14 protein-coding genes are annotated in these 14661 nt (G+C 58.1%); 11 read left to right on the top strand and 3 right to left on the bottom strand.

Annotated elements, in window-relative coordinates:
* Positions 1 to 56: 56 nt before the first annotated feature.
* Positions 57 to 416, bottom strand: a complete 360-nt coding sequence (locus AB4Z24_RS09145; protein ID WP_441707660.1) for an SPW repeat protein — start codon at positions 414 to 416, stop codon at positions 57 to 59.
* 300 nt (positions 417 to 716) lie between these two features.
* Here AB4Z24_RS09145 and AB4Z24_RS09140 point away from each other — a divergent pair, with 300 nt between their 5' ends.
* The 8 genes from AB4Z24_RS09140 to AB4Z24_RS09105 all read left to right on the top strand — a co-directional run bounded on the left by AB4Z24_RS09140 (position 717) and on the right by AB4Z24_RS09105 (position 6226).
* The gene (locus AB4Z24_RS09140) at positions 717 to 1616 is read left to right on the top strand and encodes a cytidylate kinase family protein (protein WP_441707658.1); all 900 of its coding nucleotides are present in this window, start codon (positions 717 to 719) and stop codon (positions 1614 to 1616) included.
* 47 nt (positions 1617 to 1663) lie between these two features.
* Complete coding sequence (locus AB4Z24_RS09135) at positions 1664 to 2386, top strand: SDR family NAD(P)-dependent oxidoreductase (protein WP_441707657.1); 723 nt, start codon at positions 1664 to 1666, stop codon at positions 2384 to 2386.
* 72 nt (positions 2387 to 2458) lie between these two features.
* Positions 2459 to 2893 (top strand): CBS domain-containing protein, encoded by a 435-nt coding sequence (locus AB4Z24_RS09130; RefSeq protein WP_441707655.1) that lies wholly within the window; start codon positions 2459 to 2461, stop codon positions 2891 to 2893.
* A 79-nt stretch (positions 2894 to 2972) separates the two neighbouring features.
* A complete protein-coding gene (locus AB4Z24_RS09125; protein ID WP_441707653.1) occupies positions 2973 to 3221 on the top strand; it encodes a hypothetical protein in 249 nt (82 codons plus the stop codon).
* Between the two features lie 118 nt (positions 3222 to 3339).
* Positions 3340 to 3555 carry a hypothetical protein gene (locus tag AB4Z24_RS09120; protein WP_441707651.1) on the top strand — a complete coding sequence of 72 codons (216 nt, stop codon included), beginning with the start codon at positions 3340 to 3342 and terminating at the stop codon, positions 3553 to 3555.
* 122 nt (positions 3556 to 3677) lie between these two features.
* Positions 3678 to 3905, top strand: coding sequence for a hypothetical protein (locus tag AB4Z24_RS09115; RefSeq protein WP_441707649.1), 228 nt, complete (start codon positions 3678 to 3680; stop codon positions 3903 to 3905).
* Positions 3906 to 4055: 150 nt separating this feature from the next.
* Positions 4056 to 5465, top strand: coding sequence for an NfeD family protein (locus AB4Z24_RS09110; protein WP_441707797.1), 1410 nt, complete (start codon positions 4056 to 4058; stop codon positions 5463 to 5465).
* Positions 5462 to 6226, top strand: a complete 765-nt coding sequence (locus AB4Z24_RS09105) for a slipin family protein (protein WP_441707647.1) — start codon at positions 5462 to 5464, stop codon at positions 6224 to 6226. The genes AB4Z24_RS09110 and AB4Z24_RS09105 overlap by 4 nt, the downstream gene beginning before the upstream one ends.
* A 32-nt stretch (positions 6227 to 6258) precedes the next feature.
* Here AB4Z24_RS09105 and AB4Z24_RS09100 read toward each other — a convergent pair whose 3' ends face one another.
* The gene (locus tag AB4Z24_RS09100; protein WP_441707645.1) at positions 6259 to 7050 is read right to left on the bottom strand and encodes a TIGR01458 family HAD-type hydrolase; all 792 of its coding nucleotides are present in this window, start codon (positions 7048 to 7050) and stop codon (positions 6259 to 6261) included.
* A 182-nt stretch (positions 7051 to 7232) separates the two neighbouring features.
* On the opposite strand from AB4Z24_RS09100, the gene AB4Z24_RS09095 reads away from it, so the two are divergent.
* A complete protein-coding gene (locus AB4Z24_RS09095) occupies positions 7233 to 8933 on the top strand; it encodes an alpha-keto acid decarboxylase family protein (protein WP_441707643.1) in 1701 nt (566 codons plus the stop codon).
* A 163-nt stretch (positions 8934 to 9096) separates the two neighbouring features.
* Here the strand turns inward: AB4Z24_RS09095 and AB4Z24_RS09090 are convergent, their stop codons facing one another.
* Positions 9097 to 11817 carry an EAL domain-containing protein gene (locus AB4Z24_RS09090; RefSeq protein ID WP_441707641.1) on the bottom strand — a complete coding sequence of 907 codons (2721 nt, stop codon included), beginning with the start codon at positions 11815 to 11817 and terminating at the stop codon, positions 9097 to 9099.
* A 270-nt stretch (positions 11818 to 12087) separates the two neighbouring features.
* On the opposite strand from AB4Z24_RS09090, the gene AB4Z24_RS09085 reads away from it, so the two are divergent.
* Together AB4Z24_RS09085 and AB4Z24_RS09080 are read left to right on the top strand one after the other, a co-directional pair.
* Positions 12088 to 13881, top strand: a complete 1794-nt coding sequence (locus tag AB4Z24_RS09085; RefSeq protein WP_441707639.1) for a lipase maturation factor family protein — start codon at positions 12088 to 12090, stop codon at positions 13879 to 13881.
* Positions 13882 to 14036: 155 nt separating this feature from the next.
* Positions 14037 to 14660, top strand: a complete 624-nt coding sequence (locus AB4Z24_RS09080; protein ID WP_441707637.1) for an ANTAR domain-containing response regulator — start codon at positions 14037 to 14039, stop codon at positions 14658 to 14660.
* Position 14661 lies beyond the last annotated feature (1 nt).

The raw sequence follows: 14661 nt of genomic DNA, 5'->3' as shown, positions 1-14661 counted from the left end.
CGACGCGATACGATCCTAAGCGACGTGCCAGTCGGCCGCTTCCTCTTCCTTTAACCTCAGGCACTCAAATGCCCTGAGGTGTGCTCATTCGCCGACCACAGCGCTAGCACGATCGTAGCGATGCCGATTAGCATGCTCATACGCGTCGCAACCGTATGGCCGCTAAAGTTCAACACCCATGGCGCTATGATCAGCCAAGCGCCCAAGACGGCACTGATCCATTCCTCCCAGACGCGGAAGGCAAACAAAGCCGCAAGAGCCAGCAACGTGATGACTGCTCCGACGATGTGTGCATTCAGTGCAGCGTTGGTTTCCGTCACATAGTTTAGCGCCCAAGGTGAGATGAACAGTGCAATTCCGAGCAGGACGTTGGCCGAGTCCTGCCAGTCGCTTGTGATATTTTGCTTTGCATCCATTGCCAACCTCCTGTGGTTGACGCCGCGAGTCCCGTAAGGGACATTCGCATCTCTACATTACATTTGACGTAATTAATCGGCGAACGCGTTCAAGGACGCGGCAGCCGGAATCGGAAAATTTGATCAATCGCGCCCGCGCTACCGCAACGCAATACGCTCGCTGTGTGCGGAACATTCCGCCACGGGAGTGCCAGCAAACCTAGCCATCGCACTCCGTTCGTGTTGCGAGGTTCGAAACAACGGCCTAAAATTTTTCGGACTGGATCCATTGGGCGGCGAGCGTGAGCTCTAAGTACCCGCATGCTGCTTGGCGGGCCGTCGGGCCCGCAGGCGCATCCTCCGGCACGCGATGCCGCAAAGGAGGATACGATGGCTGTCATTGCCATGACGCGCGAAATGGCGACGCGCGGAAGCGAAGTTGCTGTGAGCCTCGCAAAGCAATTGGGGCTTGCTATTGTTCACCATGAGATCGTCGAACACGACATCGCCGAACGAGCCGGCATGCCGGAAAGCGAGGTGCATCGATTTCTCGAAGGCGAGACATCGTTGCTGGAGCGGTGGACGCTCGATCGCAAGCGAATGTCCCGGTATACAGCGCAAGAGATTTTGGAGCTGGCAGTAAAGGGAAACGTACTGATCAGGGGCTGGGGCGCCACCTATCTCTTGAAGTCCATACCGCATGTTATCTGCGTGCGCATCTGCGCGCCGATGCTATTTCGTGAAAGAGTTCTGATGGAACGGCTCGGCGTTGGCATTGCCGAAAACGCACGGCGGGAAATCGAGCACAGCGACGCCGCTCACAATGGAACAATGCAAAAGCTATTTGGCATCGACTGGGAGGATCCGTCGCTCTATGCGATCGTGCTCAATACCGAACGGGTCCCGGTCGAAGACTGCGTCGAACACATCGTTCGCTTGGCGGAGAGTTCTGCGTTTCAGGAGACCGCGCGATCCCGGAACGTGCTGATGGACCAGGTCATCCTGTTTCGCGCGCGGGCCGCCATGGATCGACAGTTCGGCACCAAGTCTGTCCAGAATTGCTTTGATGTGCATGTTTTCAGCGGCAAGGTGCTGCTCACCGGAGCAACGATGGATGAACAGATGATCGTCGATGCCGTGCGTTTGTTACAAGGTGTTGAAGGTGTGACGGCGGTCGAGAGCAAGGTGGCTCATGTTGCATTCGTTCCGCATGCGGACTGACGGCTCGTCTGCTGGCCGATCTAGAACCAACTTAAAAGGAGATGGCCATGGCGGGCGGGTTGGACGGCAAGTTTGCTCTCGTCACCGGGGTTAGTAAGAGCGGACAGATCGGGGTTTTCGCATGCCAGGCGCTGGCTGACCTTGGCGCGAGTCTCGCAATCTCGGCTCGCAATCGGGCCAATGTCGAGGCACGGGCGGCTGAGCTACGCTCAGGTGGCACTCGCGTCCTGGCGCTGGCCGCCGATCTAGCTAACGAGCAAGAAGTGAACGAGGCGATCGATCAGATGATCCGGGAGTACGGTCGCATCGATATTCTGGTGAACTTGGCGGGCGGGCTCACGCGTTACAAGCCGGCGGTGGAACACTCCTTGGACGACTGGCAGCATGAACTGAGCAACAATCTTCTGTCGTCGTTCTTGTGCTCACGCGCCGCCTTTTTGCGCATGCGGGATAGCGGGGGCGGAACCATCATCAACTTCGCCCGTGCCGGGCTGCCGCAGGCCAACATGGTCGCCTACAATTGCGCCAAAGCGGGCATCGAGGCGCTTACGAGAACGCTCGCAATCGAAGGTCGTGACGTGGGTATCCGGGTCAACGCCGTGGCGCCTGGGCTAGTCGATACGGACTCCAACATCGCTGCCATGAAGCCCAAGGACCTTAAGCATTGGGTGAAACGCTCCGATGTTGCTCAAGCCGTGGCGTTTCTGGCAAGCGACGCTTCTGCCGGAGTGACAGGGCAAGTCCTAGCAGTCACTGGCTGGGGTATATGAACCGCCGTAACGGCTGCAGGTTTTGAGATACCCGTTGATGGTTGCCGACAAGATGTCGAGAGGTGACGCAAGATGGCAACCGTTCGAGATGTGCTCGAGCAGAAAGGGCGCGGAGTCTATCACATTCATCCGGATGCTTCCGTGCTGGCCGCGCTCGAGATGATGGCGGAGCATCAGATTGGGGCGTTAGTCGTCATCGACGGTGGCAATCTCAGCGGGATCATCACCGAACGTGACTACGCTCGAAAGATCGTGTTGAAGGGACGGACCTCTCCTCGGACTCTGGTACGGGAGATCATGTCGACGACCGTCATCTGCACCCGGCTGGATCAAACCGTCGAGGAGTGCATGGCTATCATGACCGCAAAGGCCGTTCGCCATCTCCCGGTCCTTGAGCACACGACGGTTATCGGATTGGTTTCGATCGGCGATTTGGTCAAAAACGTCATTGCAGATCAAAAGTTCATTATCGAGCAGCTCGAACATTACATCAAAGGCGACCGCTGAACCACTAGCGGGTAAAAGGGAGAACTGAAGGCACACCGGCTGGTTTGATTGAAGCGCCGGCGCGTGTGGGAGACCCCAGATGCAAATCGAAGAAACAAAAGGTCGGTTTGGATTTCACTTTTCAGCGACCGATGACGACGCCCGTCCGGCAGCGGCTTTCGTCCAAATCTATGTGAAATCCAGCGCCATGAGCCGGGTGGCTGATCTGCCCATTTCTCCGCATATGGGAACGGCAGCCGAGATTGATCGTTTTGTCGACGATGCGATTTTGGCTCTAGAAGCCGTCCGGAACGATGCGAAAAGTGCGCTGGCGATGGGCGGACCCTGACGGGAGATCCGGTTTGGGTCATGGGTGACCCTCTTGCGATGGCTCAAGCCAGGGCTCGAGAAATGAAGTAGATTCGGTTTCGCGCGAGAACTGCCAACTAGGACGAGGAGGCATCCAAATGACCACCTGTGCCTGCGGCAATTGCCAATTCTTCGATAATCAAAGCAAGACTGCCACGAAGCATAAGGAGAAAGACGCCGGCCTGTGCCGCTTTAATCCGCCTATGGCTCAATCAGCCGCCAATGGTCATGGAGTGTGGCCAATGGTGGAGAAGAAGGATTGGTGCGGTCACTTCGCGGCGACGGTTGAGCGCCTGATGGCGTCGGCTGCGTAACCCGTTACGATATGAATATCTTCGGCCGCGAACGACCGGGGCATTGAAACCCCGGCTGGAGTTGCCCATGTTCTTTTTGGAATGCCGGCGTTTGGCGCCGGTGTTGCCTGGAGGGTGTTCCGATGGGGACCACTCTTCCGCAAAGCATCATCTACGAGACGACCGACGCGCGGAGTGTTGAGCGCGAAGTGCCGTCGCTGGAGATGCTTGAGCATATGTCGTTTTTCGCGGTCCTCGTCATCTCTCCGTCCCTGTTCGGCAATGAGTCAGCTTGGCAAAAGGAAGCCGACGACTTTCGTCGGGCTGCCGACGAGGCCGAGCGGCAGGCACATAGTGCAAGCTCGCTCTGAGCCGCTCGTTGCCTTACCGGGGCCGGTGATGTGCGCGGACGTTTGCGGACTTAAGCCGCCGCTCGCTTGGACAATAGGTCCACTGCGGCGTTGATTGCTTTCGTGTGGGCTTCTCGCATTGCGCGATCGGCTTCACAGGGAGCTATGACCGTGGAACTGGTGCGCGCGTCCCTTCTTGTTGCAGCGTTTTTTGCCGCTGCCGTGGCGACCTTCTCGCCGTCCTTTGTGAGCGGCAAGGCGGGTTCCGCCAAACTTGCACTTGAGATCGATATCGACGGCGCGATCGGTCCCGCCACCGCCCGGCAAGTGAAGGAGGCGCTGGCGACCGCAGACGAGCGTCGCGCGGAAATTGTCATCCTGCGCCTCAACACGCCCGGCGGCCTTGTCACAAGCATGCGCGAGATCATCGCCGACGTGCTCGCCTCGCCGGTCCCGGTCGTCGGCTTCGTGGCACCGTCTGGCGCCCATGCGGCGAGTGCCGGCACTTACATCCTTTATGCGACGCATATTGCGGCCATGGCGCCTGGAACCAATCTTGGCGCTGCGACTCCGGTCGAGATCGGCGCTCCTATGCCGGGCCTTCCCGGCCCGCCCGATAAGGGAGACCAGGGCAGCAGCGACAAGGGCGCGACGCCGGCGCCCGCGCAAGACGCCATGACGGCGAAGATGACCAATGACGCCGTCGCCTTCATCCGCAGCCTGGCCGAGTTGCGCGGCCGCAATGCCGACTGGGCGGAGAAGGCTGTGCGTCAGGCTGCAAGTCTCTCGGCCAGCGCAGCGCTGCGGGCCGGTGTGATCGATCTCGTGGCCTCAGACACGACCGAGCTGTTGGCGAAGATCGACGGCCGTACCGTCGCCGTGACCGGCGGCGCCTCTGAGCATCTGGCCACCCGCGGCCTCACCGCCGAGACGCTGCAACCGGACTGGCTCATCCGTCTGCTCTCGGTGATTACCGATCCGAACGTCGCCGTCATATTGATCCTCGTCGGCGTCTATGGCTTGATTTTCGAGTTCACCAGCCCCGGCATGGTGGCGCCCGGCGTCGTCGGCACCATCGCGCTCCTGCTTGGTCTCTATGCGCTTAACCTGCTGCCGATCGACTATGCCGGTCTCGCGTTGATGCTGCTTGGGCTGACCTTCCTGATTGTCGAGGCCTTCAACCCCACCGTCATCCTTGGCCTCGGCGGTCTCGCCGCCTTCCTGCTCGGCACGGCGATGCTGTTCAAGGTCGAGGCGCCCGGCTTCCGCCTCTCGCCGACTGTCGTCAGCGTTGCCGCCATGCTGGTCTTCGGTCTGGTTGTCGTCGTTGGTCGTGCGCTTTGGCGAGCTCGCCGCCGGCAGCCGCGCGTCGGCGGCGAGGCGATGCAGGGACTGCCGGCGAAGATCCTCGACTGGCGGGCGGGGGAGGGCCACGTCCGCGCGAATGGCGAGCGTTGGCAAGCCCGCGGCGACGAAACCTTTGCTCCCGGCGAGACGGTCGAGGTGGCGACCGTCAGCGGGCTGACCCTGATGGTGCGGCGCCGGCCGGACACGGCGGCCGCCGAAGGAGAGCCCCCATGACGCTCGATTATCTGCCCTATCTGCTCGTCGCCGTGATTGTCGCCATCTTCCTGTCCGCGGCGATCCGCATCCTGCGCGAATATCAGCGTGGCGTGATTTTCACGCTCGGCCGCTTCACCGGGGTCAAGGGCCCCGGCCTCATCATCCTCGTGCCCTTCGTGCAGCAGATGGTGAAGGTCGACCTTCGGGTCGTCGTGCACAACGTGCCGCCGCAGGACGTGATCTCGCGCGACAACGTCTCGGTCAAGGTCAACGCCGTGCTTTACTTCCGGATCATCGATCCCGAACGGGCGATTATCAAGGTCGAGGACTTCATGGCTGCGACCAGCCAGCTCGCGCAAACGACGCTGCGCTCCGTGCTCGGCAAGCACGAGCTCGACGAGATGCTGGCCGAGCGCGACCGGCTCAACGCGGACATCCAGGAGATCCTCGACCAGCAGACCGACGCCTGGGGCATCAAGGTGGCAAACATCGAGATCAAGGATATCGACCTTGCCGAGAATATGGTGCGCGCGATCGCCAAGCAGGCCGAGGCCGAGCGCCTGCGCCGCGCCAAGGTGATCAACGCCGAGGGCGAGCAGCAGGCGGCCGAGAAGCTCGTCGAGGCTGGACGCATCCTGGCGCGGGAGCCGCAGGCGATGCAGCTCCGCTATTTTGCGGCGCTCCACGACGTCGCCGGTGAACGCTCCTCGACCGTCGTCTTCCCGCTGCCGATGGACCTCCTCGGCCATCTTGGCAAACACTCGGGCGAGCGGAGCTAACCGGCCGTCGGCGTCACACTGCCGACCTCACGTTAACGGTGCGCCAAAATCCATTGTGCTGCCTCTTCGAGATTTTCTGCGACGAGGTCAGGCGCAGAGGGCAATTTGGATTCATCTCCCGGACGATATTTACCAGTTCGAACGAGAACGCCCATCAAGCCTGCGGAGATTGCGCCTTCAACGTCGGCTTCTGCATCGTCGCCTATCATGATGGTCTTGCTCGCGGGACATCCGAGATCTTCGACGGCAGCGCCGAAAAAATCCGATGATGGTTTGCCAAAAAGTATKGCCCGACTGTTGGTCGCAAATTCAAGTGCGGCGACAAAGGGTCCGGCGTCGAGGCTCAATTCGCCATCTGCGTCTTTGAAATTCCGGTTCTTTGCGAGCGCCAAAAGTTCTGCGCCTTCCGCGATCTTCCGGTAAGCGCAATTGAGCCGGTCGTAGGTGAAGTATTCTCCCGCGTCTCCGACGACGACAGCCTCTCTGCGGTCAGAAGGGAGATCCGCAAAGTCCTCTTCCAATTCGCGATGAACGACCAGGAATGGCGATAGGGTGTGCTTTTCCAAGTATGCCCGCACTAGCGTAGCCGGCGTCAACAGTTCGTCGTTTGAGACACGCAGACCCATTTGGCACAAATCACTTAGCACCTGACGCCGTGAGCGTCTGGTCGTATTTGTGATGAAGCGGAGCGGCAGACCGGCATGGCGAAGCTGCTCGACCGCCGCAAGTGCTCCTTCGATGGGAGTACTGCCCACATAAATTACGCCCCCTAAATCTAGGAGAACACCGGAGATTCGAGACGAGCTGCCGCTACTTTCCTGCATAATTGAAGTCCATCGCTCCAACTCACTACAATCGGGACTGCCGCGCTGGAGTTCTCATTATAGTGTGGCGCGGAGTGTTTTTCGAAACATATGCTGTCGGACAATGCTGATCGTCCAAAATTGATCTCACTGGCTCTAAGGTTGTGTGATGCTTTTTGATTCGCTACCCAACTAGGCATGCGATGCAAGCGACAGTCGCCACATATCTCATTGACCGACTGAAGCAGATCGGTCTCAAGCATGCGTTCGGCGTGCCAGGCGATTATGTGTTGACGTTCATGGACCGCCTCATCGAGTCCGGTATCGAATTTGTCGGCACCTGTAACGAACTCAACGCCGGCTACGCCGCAGACGCCTATGCTCGCATCAACGGTATCGGCTGCATCTGCGTCACGTGGGGAGTGGGTGGCTTCAGTGCCATGAACGCTGTAGCGGGCGCCTACGCGGAGCAAGTGCCGCTGGTTGTCCTGGTCGGTGGCCCGCGCACGATGCAACGGCGTTCCCCCATGCTGTTGCACCACGGCGTAGGGGATGTCGCAACAATGCAGCAGGCCTACTCCCACATCACGGTGGCCTCTGTGTTGCTGGACGATGCCGTCGATGCTCCACAGCACATCGATCGTGCGCTTGCCCTCTGCATCGCCGAAAAGCGGCCGATCATGATCGAGATCCCTGTCGATATGGTCGATCGGTCCTGCCAAGCGCCAGGCACCTTCGCTCCGCCCGCGCGGCCGCCGTCCGATCCTGATGCGCTGGGGGAGGCGCTCGATGAGGTGATGGCGCTTCTGTCAACAGCGCGCCGACCGGTTATTCTGGGTGGCGTCGAACTGCATCGGTACGGCTTAATGCAAGAATTCCGGCGGTTTGTTGAGGCGAGCGCTCTGCCAGTTGCGACTACGCTGCTCGGTAAGACGGTCATTTCCGAACTTCATCCGCAGGCGATCGGTGTCTATGAGGGCGGGACCTCGCGTCCGACGATCTGCGACATCGTTGAGAATAGTGATGTCCTGCTGTGCCTTGGGGCCTGGATTAGCGATATCAACTTCGGTGTGTACACGGGGCGGCTCGAGGGCCGTCACATGATCCTCGCGAACTCCGGACGCTTGAAGATCAGCCAACATGTCTACGAACAGGTGTGGATCGGCGATGTGGTTGCGGGGTTGGCTGACCGCATGCCGCAAGGCGGTCTATCTCATCCGCCCTTCACGAGCGTTTCGCGCTTGCTGGACACCGGCTTTACTGTCGAGCCCGGCCGCGCCCTTACGGTCGCCCGCGTCGCAAAGCGGATCAACGCCTTCATCGGAGAGGCCACGACGGTCATTGCGGAAACTGGTGACTCGATTTTCCTAGCTGCGGATCTCGTGATGCACCACGATGTCGGCTTTATCGGCCAGGCCTTTTACCTCTCGATCGGCTATGCTCTTCCCGCGACGCTTGGTGCAGCGCTTGCCGATCCGTTGCGACGGCCGGTTACGTTCATCGGTGACGGCGCCTTTCAGATGACGGCCCAGGAACTCTCGTCGCTTTGTCGAAGAAAGAGCAATGCCATCGTGCTTCTGCTGAATAACGACGGCTATACAACCGAAAGGGTCATTCACGAAGGGCCTTACAACGACATTCAACCGTGGGCCTATCACAAGCTCCCGGAGGTCTTCGGCGGAGGCTGGGGCCGGCGCGTGACAACCGAAGACGAACTCGAGGATGCACTCGCGCACGCCCGGGCGACAAACGACGGCCCCGTCTTGATTGAAATCATGCTCGATAGGTTCGATACGTCCGACGCGCTGAAGCAGTTGGGCGCCGAGCTGTCTCCTGAAAAGGGGCAGGTGCGCGTTTTGAGGAAGAGTGGAAGTGCTAGCGATATGATGAAAGGGTTAGACTGAAATCAGTGGCAACCATGAAATCATGGAAGCATTATTCGCTGCCGACGCTGTTCAGCGATGTCATTCTTTCCGAATACGTTGCTCTTCGTTTTACGGCTCGATCCGCGATCTCCACGAATGATAGAGCAACGCTTGAGCCAACTCCGAAGTAGCTGTTGTGGGGCTATGCTGCATTCTGTTCAGTATCGCAGGGATTCCACAGAAGAGCCCGCACCTCCTCTGCCGGTTGTGGCCGATGGAACAAATATCCCTGCACCGACGTGCAACCGTAATCTTTGACGATGCTGAGCTGTTCAGCGGTCTCGATGCCCTCAGCCGTGGTGGCCATGCCCAGTGTTTTGGCGAGGTCAACAATCGTGGCAAGGATCGCGCGAGCTTCGGGAGATGCTGCGAGGTCGCGCACGAACGACCGATCAATCTTGATTTTTTGGAAGGGAACCTTCGCCAACGAACCTAAGGACGAGTAACCAGTGCCGAAATCGTCCATGGCCACTTCAACACCCAGTTCCCTTATACTTCGCAGAATGCGCGCGGAGCGCTCGACATCCTTCATCACAGTCGATTCTGTGACCTCTAGAATGAGGCGATCGCCGGCAAGGCCTGAGTGAGCCAGAGCGGATTTGACCGTATCGATGAAATTATCGGCCTCTAGTTCCGTAGCGGTGACGTTTACCGAGACACTCATTTCGTCTGGCCATGTCACTGCCTCAAAGCAGGCCCGCCGAAGAATTTCGGCTCCAAGTTCGGAGATCAATCCAATCTCTTCGGCAATCATTATGAAGTCCGCGGCCGATGCGGAACCCTGCCGTGGGTGTCTCCATCTCACCAGGGCCTCAGCTCCAATGGGCTTTAGCGTCGAAAGGGAAGTGATCAGCTGGTAGTGGATTTCGAATTGCTTGCCGAAAATCGCCTCGCGAACTTCTGTTTCGAGTTGGGCCTTGGCCTTGAACTTGATGTCCAATTCAGGCTCGAATATCCGGTAGGTGCCGCGCCCTATCTCTTTGGCAGCATAGAGTGCGAGATCAGCAAGCCGGAAGAGTTCGATGGCTTCGCTGCTATGGTCGGGCGTGATCGCAATGCCGATGCTCGCGCTGCACACGACGTCCTTGCCGCCGATACGAACCGGATGTTTCAACATAGTGAGTACTCGAGCGGCCGTGGCTCCCACCGTTTCCGGCTGCGAAACCTTTATCAGCACAGCAAACTCGTCGCCGCCAAGTCTGGCTACGGTGTCACTTTCCCGGAGTGCATTTCTTAGCCGATCAGCCACCGCCTRCAGCAATTCATCCCCTGCGGCGTGGCCGAGCGTATCATTTACCGTCTTGAAATTATCGAGGTCCAGAAGCAGTAGGGCCATGCCCTCTCCTCGATGCTCGCAGGTTGTGGCTGCGTGCATGCGCTCGGTCAGCACATGGCGATTTGGCAACGATGTCAGTGCATCGTGTCGCGCCATGTAGACGGCGGAGCTCTCGCGTTTCTTGATATCGGTGATATCGATTTGCAGACTTATGAGTCCACCTTCGCTAGTCCGTTTCTCCTCGACAAGATAGTAGCGGCCATCGAGGATCTGCTCGCGCGGGTCCGCGGGTTCCCCTAAATTCAATTTATCCGCGAGCCACGTATCCTCGCGGCCTGCTGTTTCTGGATTGAGACCATTTTCACGAATAAAGTTTCCGCCGACCGATAGTAAATTGTCAGTTTTGCCATAGATCTCAGCGTACCGCCTGTTCCAGGCAACATATCGATTTTCAGCATCGAGAATGACCATGCCTTCCGGCAAGATATCGATGGCTTCCTTCAATCTATTATGAGCTCTTTCGAGTTCAGCCTTTTGCAGAATGAGCGCTTCTTCCTGTGACTTGAGGTGAAAATTTAATTTCGAGCGGCGGGACAATTCGGCCGACAGTCGCGCTCGCAGGCGTGCTTGTGACGCAATCGTCTCAGCCAACAGCATGACCGTGAAAACCGTCGTGAGAATGCGAAGCTGAAGGATCAGCGGGCCGCTCAGCAGTGATGTGGGTGCAATGTTGGCGCTGGGATCGAAGCCAAGCGCCGAGCAGATAAGAACCACCACGGATAGCAGAAAAACCGCGGCAGACGTATCTTTTGGTCCGAGCCGATAGGCAACCGTGACGAGGATTGGGAGGATCACGAAACCAAAAGGCGACTGATGGGAGACAATCATTATCACGGGCAGAAAGACCAACAACCCAAGAAGGCCAAATCTTTCATATGACGACGGCGTCATGTGCAACGCTTTCGAGCTTCCCAGAAAGCGAATGAGCGCCGGAGTAACGGTGAAAAGACCTAGCAGGTGTGCAGTAAAAAGAGAAAACAGTGAGTGCGCATCAACTGGCTTTTGCGAGAAGGAGTAGACAATTCCCGCGAGAATTGCGGTAGCGGCGGCGCTGGCCGCAAAGGCCGCCACGCTGAATGACAATAGCGTGGGTATGCCTTTGAATTGGAAAGGGAGACGCTCACGAGATTCGAGGATGGAAAAGGCAATCAAAATTTCTAGGCCGTCGATCAACGAAAGCCCAATACTGGTCAACAGTGTGTGACGGATTGCAGCTGTCGCAAAAACATCCGCAATCATCGAAAATACGATAATTGCCATGCGACTTGGCGTGCGTCGAACGAGCAGCAGTGCGGCAAGCACGATACCGTTGGAAGGTAAAACCATCGCCACACCGCCGCTCGGCGTGAACGCCATCGATAGATACGCAATTACGCCGAATATTGCCGCTGTGCCAACGGTTTCACGAAGCTCGTCCCGAGGAAAACCGATAACGCCAAGATCCAATGGGAAGAATAAGCGTTGGGGCTCGGTACTCTGCGGCATGGGATCCACTTCAAGCGTCGCGCGGCTTTTTCCCTGACTCAACAAACGCTCAAAAGGCGTATTATGAAGTTCGTGTATCCTTCTTTAAAAAACCATTCGGTGAGGGCGAATTATACGTAATTTGTGCAATTTGTATCTACTCCAATTAACGACCTATTGAATTGGCCGTTAAATGGAGGTCATGCCGTTCCTCAGCGCTAAATTTTCGGGAACAGGTAGTAAGCGATGTCTTCGCCCCGTCGCAGTTTCCGGGCCGGCGTTCAGTGTACTCCGTAACGCGTTTTCTCGTCGGCTCCTGCAGGACGTTGGATCATGCCCGGAGAACGACGCGCGACATTGGTTTACGATGGCGACTGCGGGATCTGTCGCTATTGGGTAGACTACTGGAAGCAGCAAACCGGCGACCACGTTGTCTACCGGCCTTATCAAGAGGCGGCCGGGGATTTTCCCGCCATCCCACGAGAATGCTTCGCACGCGCCATTCAACTCATTGAGCCCGACGGCACGATCTACGCTGGCGCAGCCGCGACCTACAGAACCTTGCGTCACGCGCCGGGGCGTGACGCTTGGTGGTGGATGTACGAACGTATCCCGGGATTCGCTGGTGCGAGCGAATGGGGCTACGCGTTCTTGGCACGGCGCAGGGGTCTGCTTAGCCGGCTTTCTTACATCTTGTGGGGAGTGCACTTGGAGGCCGAATGCTATGAGCTCGTCTCGTGGCTGTTCCTGCGGTTGCTCGGCGGCATTTACGTCATCGCATTCGCTTCTTTGGCGGTACAAATCCAGGGGTTGGTCGGGGAGAGTGGCATTCTTCCCGCCGGCGAATATCTGAATGCGGCACGTCAGGGATGGGGAATATCGGCCTATTGGCGGATGCCGACGCTGTTCTGGCTGAATGCCAACGATGCCGCGCTTTTCGCGGCGACCAGTCTCGGCGTTCTACTGGGGCTTCTCGTTGTGTTCGGAAGATGGACCCGTGCTGCACTGGTCGGGCTATTCGTTCTTTACCTCTCGTGCGTTTACGCCGGCCAGCTCTTCATGAGCTATCAGTGGGACTTGCTGTTGCTCGAATCTGGCTTCCTGGCAATTTTTCTGACGGCGGGTTCGCGCATCGTCGTTTGGCTCTACCGATGGCTTATCTTTCGCTATCTTTTCATGTCCGGAATCGTGAAGGCCGTTTCCGCGCAGCCAACGTGGCATGATCTCACTGCGCTCAAGTACCATTTCATGTCGCAGCCTCTCCCAACGCCTCTCGCGTGGTATGCAGCTCAGCTTCCACCCTGGATGCTCGCGGTCGGGACCGCGGCGACGCTCGTCATTGAGCTCATTCTCGTGTTTTTGATCTTTCTGCCGCGCAGGCTGCGTGCATTTGCAGCGTGGTGCATCCTGATATTCCAGGCCCTGATCATACTCACGGGCAACTACGGCTTTTTCAATTTGTTGACGATTGCGCTTTGCGTTTTTCTGTTCGATGACGCCGCGATCCGACACGTTATTCCTCAAAGGCTGAGCCAATGGATTCAAAGTCATGCCCCACAGCCGGTGAAGGCCGCAACGGCCTGCGCGCTCGCGGTGGCGCTGTTGGTCGTTCCGGTCGGCGTCGATCGTATCGCTGAGGCACTCGCACTGCGAAATCTGCCCGTTGTGAATTCCATAACTCAAGCGATTTCGCCATGGCTCATCGTCAATGCCTATGGACCGTTCGCAACGACAACGATGAGCCGGCCGGAGATCATTATCGAGGGTTCCGACGACGGTCATAGCTGGCGTGAGTACGAGTTCCGCTATAAGCCCGGGCCGATCGATCGGCGGCCGTCGTGGAATATCCCACATCAGCCGCGGCTCGATTGGCAAATGTGGTTTGCGGCCTACGGCAGCTATGCGCAAAATCGGTGGTTCGAACGTCTGCTTCGGCGGCTACTCGAAGGTAGCGCACCCGTGCTTGCGTTGCTCGGTCCTAACCCGTTTCCCGACCACCCGCCCAAACGCGTGCGGGCACTTCTCTTCGACTATCGATTTGCCGATCCGGCCACACATGCTGAGACCGGGCAGTGGTGGATCCGCCAACAGGAAGGACTCTATTTTCCAGAAATATGTTCGAAATAGCAGGGGCACCTCGACGGCCCCTTCGACAGCATTATCTGCTCAAGCGGACTTGGCCGGACCTGCCGCACCGCTTGCCTATACGGTTCCACTCAGCGCGATGCTCCTTTGCGCAGTTGACCGGTCGAATAAATCATGTAGGCGGATTGGTCTCGCACATGGATAAAGATATGCCAGCGGGGCAGAAGCAACTTTCAATTCTGGTCATCGACGAGAACCATCTCCGTGCTTCCGTCATTGAAGCGGGGCTGCGCGAAGCTGGCTACGACGACCTGACGATCGTTTACGATGTCGTCGGTATCGCGCGGCGCATCGAGAAGATCCAGCCAGACGTCATCATGATCAATCTCGAAAATCCAAACCGCGACATGCTCGAGAACATGTTCCAGCTTTCGCGCGCCGTTAAGCGCCCCATCGCAATGTTCGTCGACCGTTCGGACAGTGCTTCGATCGAGGCGGCTGTGGAAGCCGGCGTCTCGGCCTATGTCGTCGACGGCCTCAAACGTGAGCGCGTCAAGCCCGTCCTCGACATGGCGATCAGCCGTTTCAATGCTTTCTCACGTATGTCGCGAGAGCTTGATGAGGCGCGCTCGGAACTCGAAAAGCGCAAGCTCGTCGAACGCGCCAAAGGCATTCTGATGTCGACGCGAGGCTTGTCGGAGCAGCAAGCCTACGCGCTGTTGCGCAAGACGGCCATGAGCCAGAACCGAAAAATTTCGGAAATTGCGGAAAGCCTGATCACAGCAGCGGGGCTCCTCGCACCACCTGACGAGGAGGAGTGAA

This window comes from Hyphomicrobium sp. 2TAF46 (assembly GCF_052114865.1).
Taxonomy (GTDB): domain Bacteria; phylum Pseudomonadota; class Alphaproteobacteria; order Rhizobiales; family Hyphomicrobiaceae; genus Hyphomicrobium_B.
The sequence above is the reverse complement of the archived record's forward strand: the minus strand, read 5'-3'. Positions and strand labels throughout refer to the sequence as shown.

Bases quoted from the DNA above. Each gene is read 5' to 3' on its own strand.
- AB4Z24_RS09080 (WP_441707637.1), top strand. From the start codon at position 14,037: ATGGATAAAGATATGCCAGCGGGGCAGAAGCAACTTTCAATTCTGGTC.
- AB4Z24_RS09140 (WP_441707658.1), top strand. From the start codon at position 717: ATGCTGCTTGGCGGGCCGTCGGGCCCGCAGGCGCATCCTCCGGCACGC.
- AB4Z24_RS09125 (WP_441707653.1), top strand. From the start codon at position 2,973: ATGCAAATCGAAGAAACAAAAGGTCGGTTTGGATTTCACTTTTCAGCG.
- AB4Z24_RS09095 (WP_441707643.1), top strand. From the start codon at position 7,233: ATGCAAGCGACAGTCGCCACATATCTCATTGACCGACTGAAGCAGATC.
- AB4Z24_RS09105 (WP_441707647.1), top strand. From the start codon at position 5,462: ATGACGCTCGATTATCTGCCCTATCTGCTCGTCGCCGTGATTGTCGCC.
- AB4Z24_RS09085 (WP_441707639.1), top strand. From the start codon at position 12,088: ATGCCCGGAGAACGACGCGCGACATTGGTTTACGATGGCGACTGCGGG.
- AB4Z24_RS09135 (WP_441707657.1), top strand. From the start codon at position 1,664: ATGGCGGGCGGGTTGGACGGCAAGTTTGCTCTCGTCACCGGGGTTAGT.
- AB4Z24_RS09130 (WP_441707655.1), top strand. From the start codon at position 2,459: ATGGCAACCGTTCGAGATGTGCTCGAGCAGAAAGGGCGCGGAGTCTAT.
- AB4Z24_RS09120 (WP_441707651.1), top strand. From the start codon at position 3,340: ATGACCACCTGTGCCTGCGGCAATTGCCAATTCTTCGATAATCAAAGC.
- AB4Z24_RS09145 (WP_441707660.1), bottom strand. From the start codon at position 416: ATGGATGCAAAGCAAAATATCACAAGCGACTGGCAGGACTCGGCCAAC.
- AB4Z24_RS09115 (WP_441707649.1), top strand. From the start codon at position 3,678: ATGGGGACCACTCTTCCGCAAAGCATCATCTACGAGACGACCGACGCG.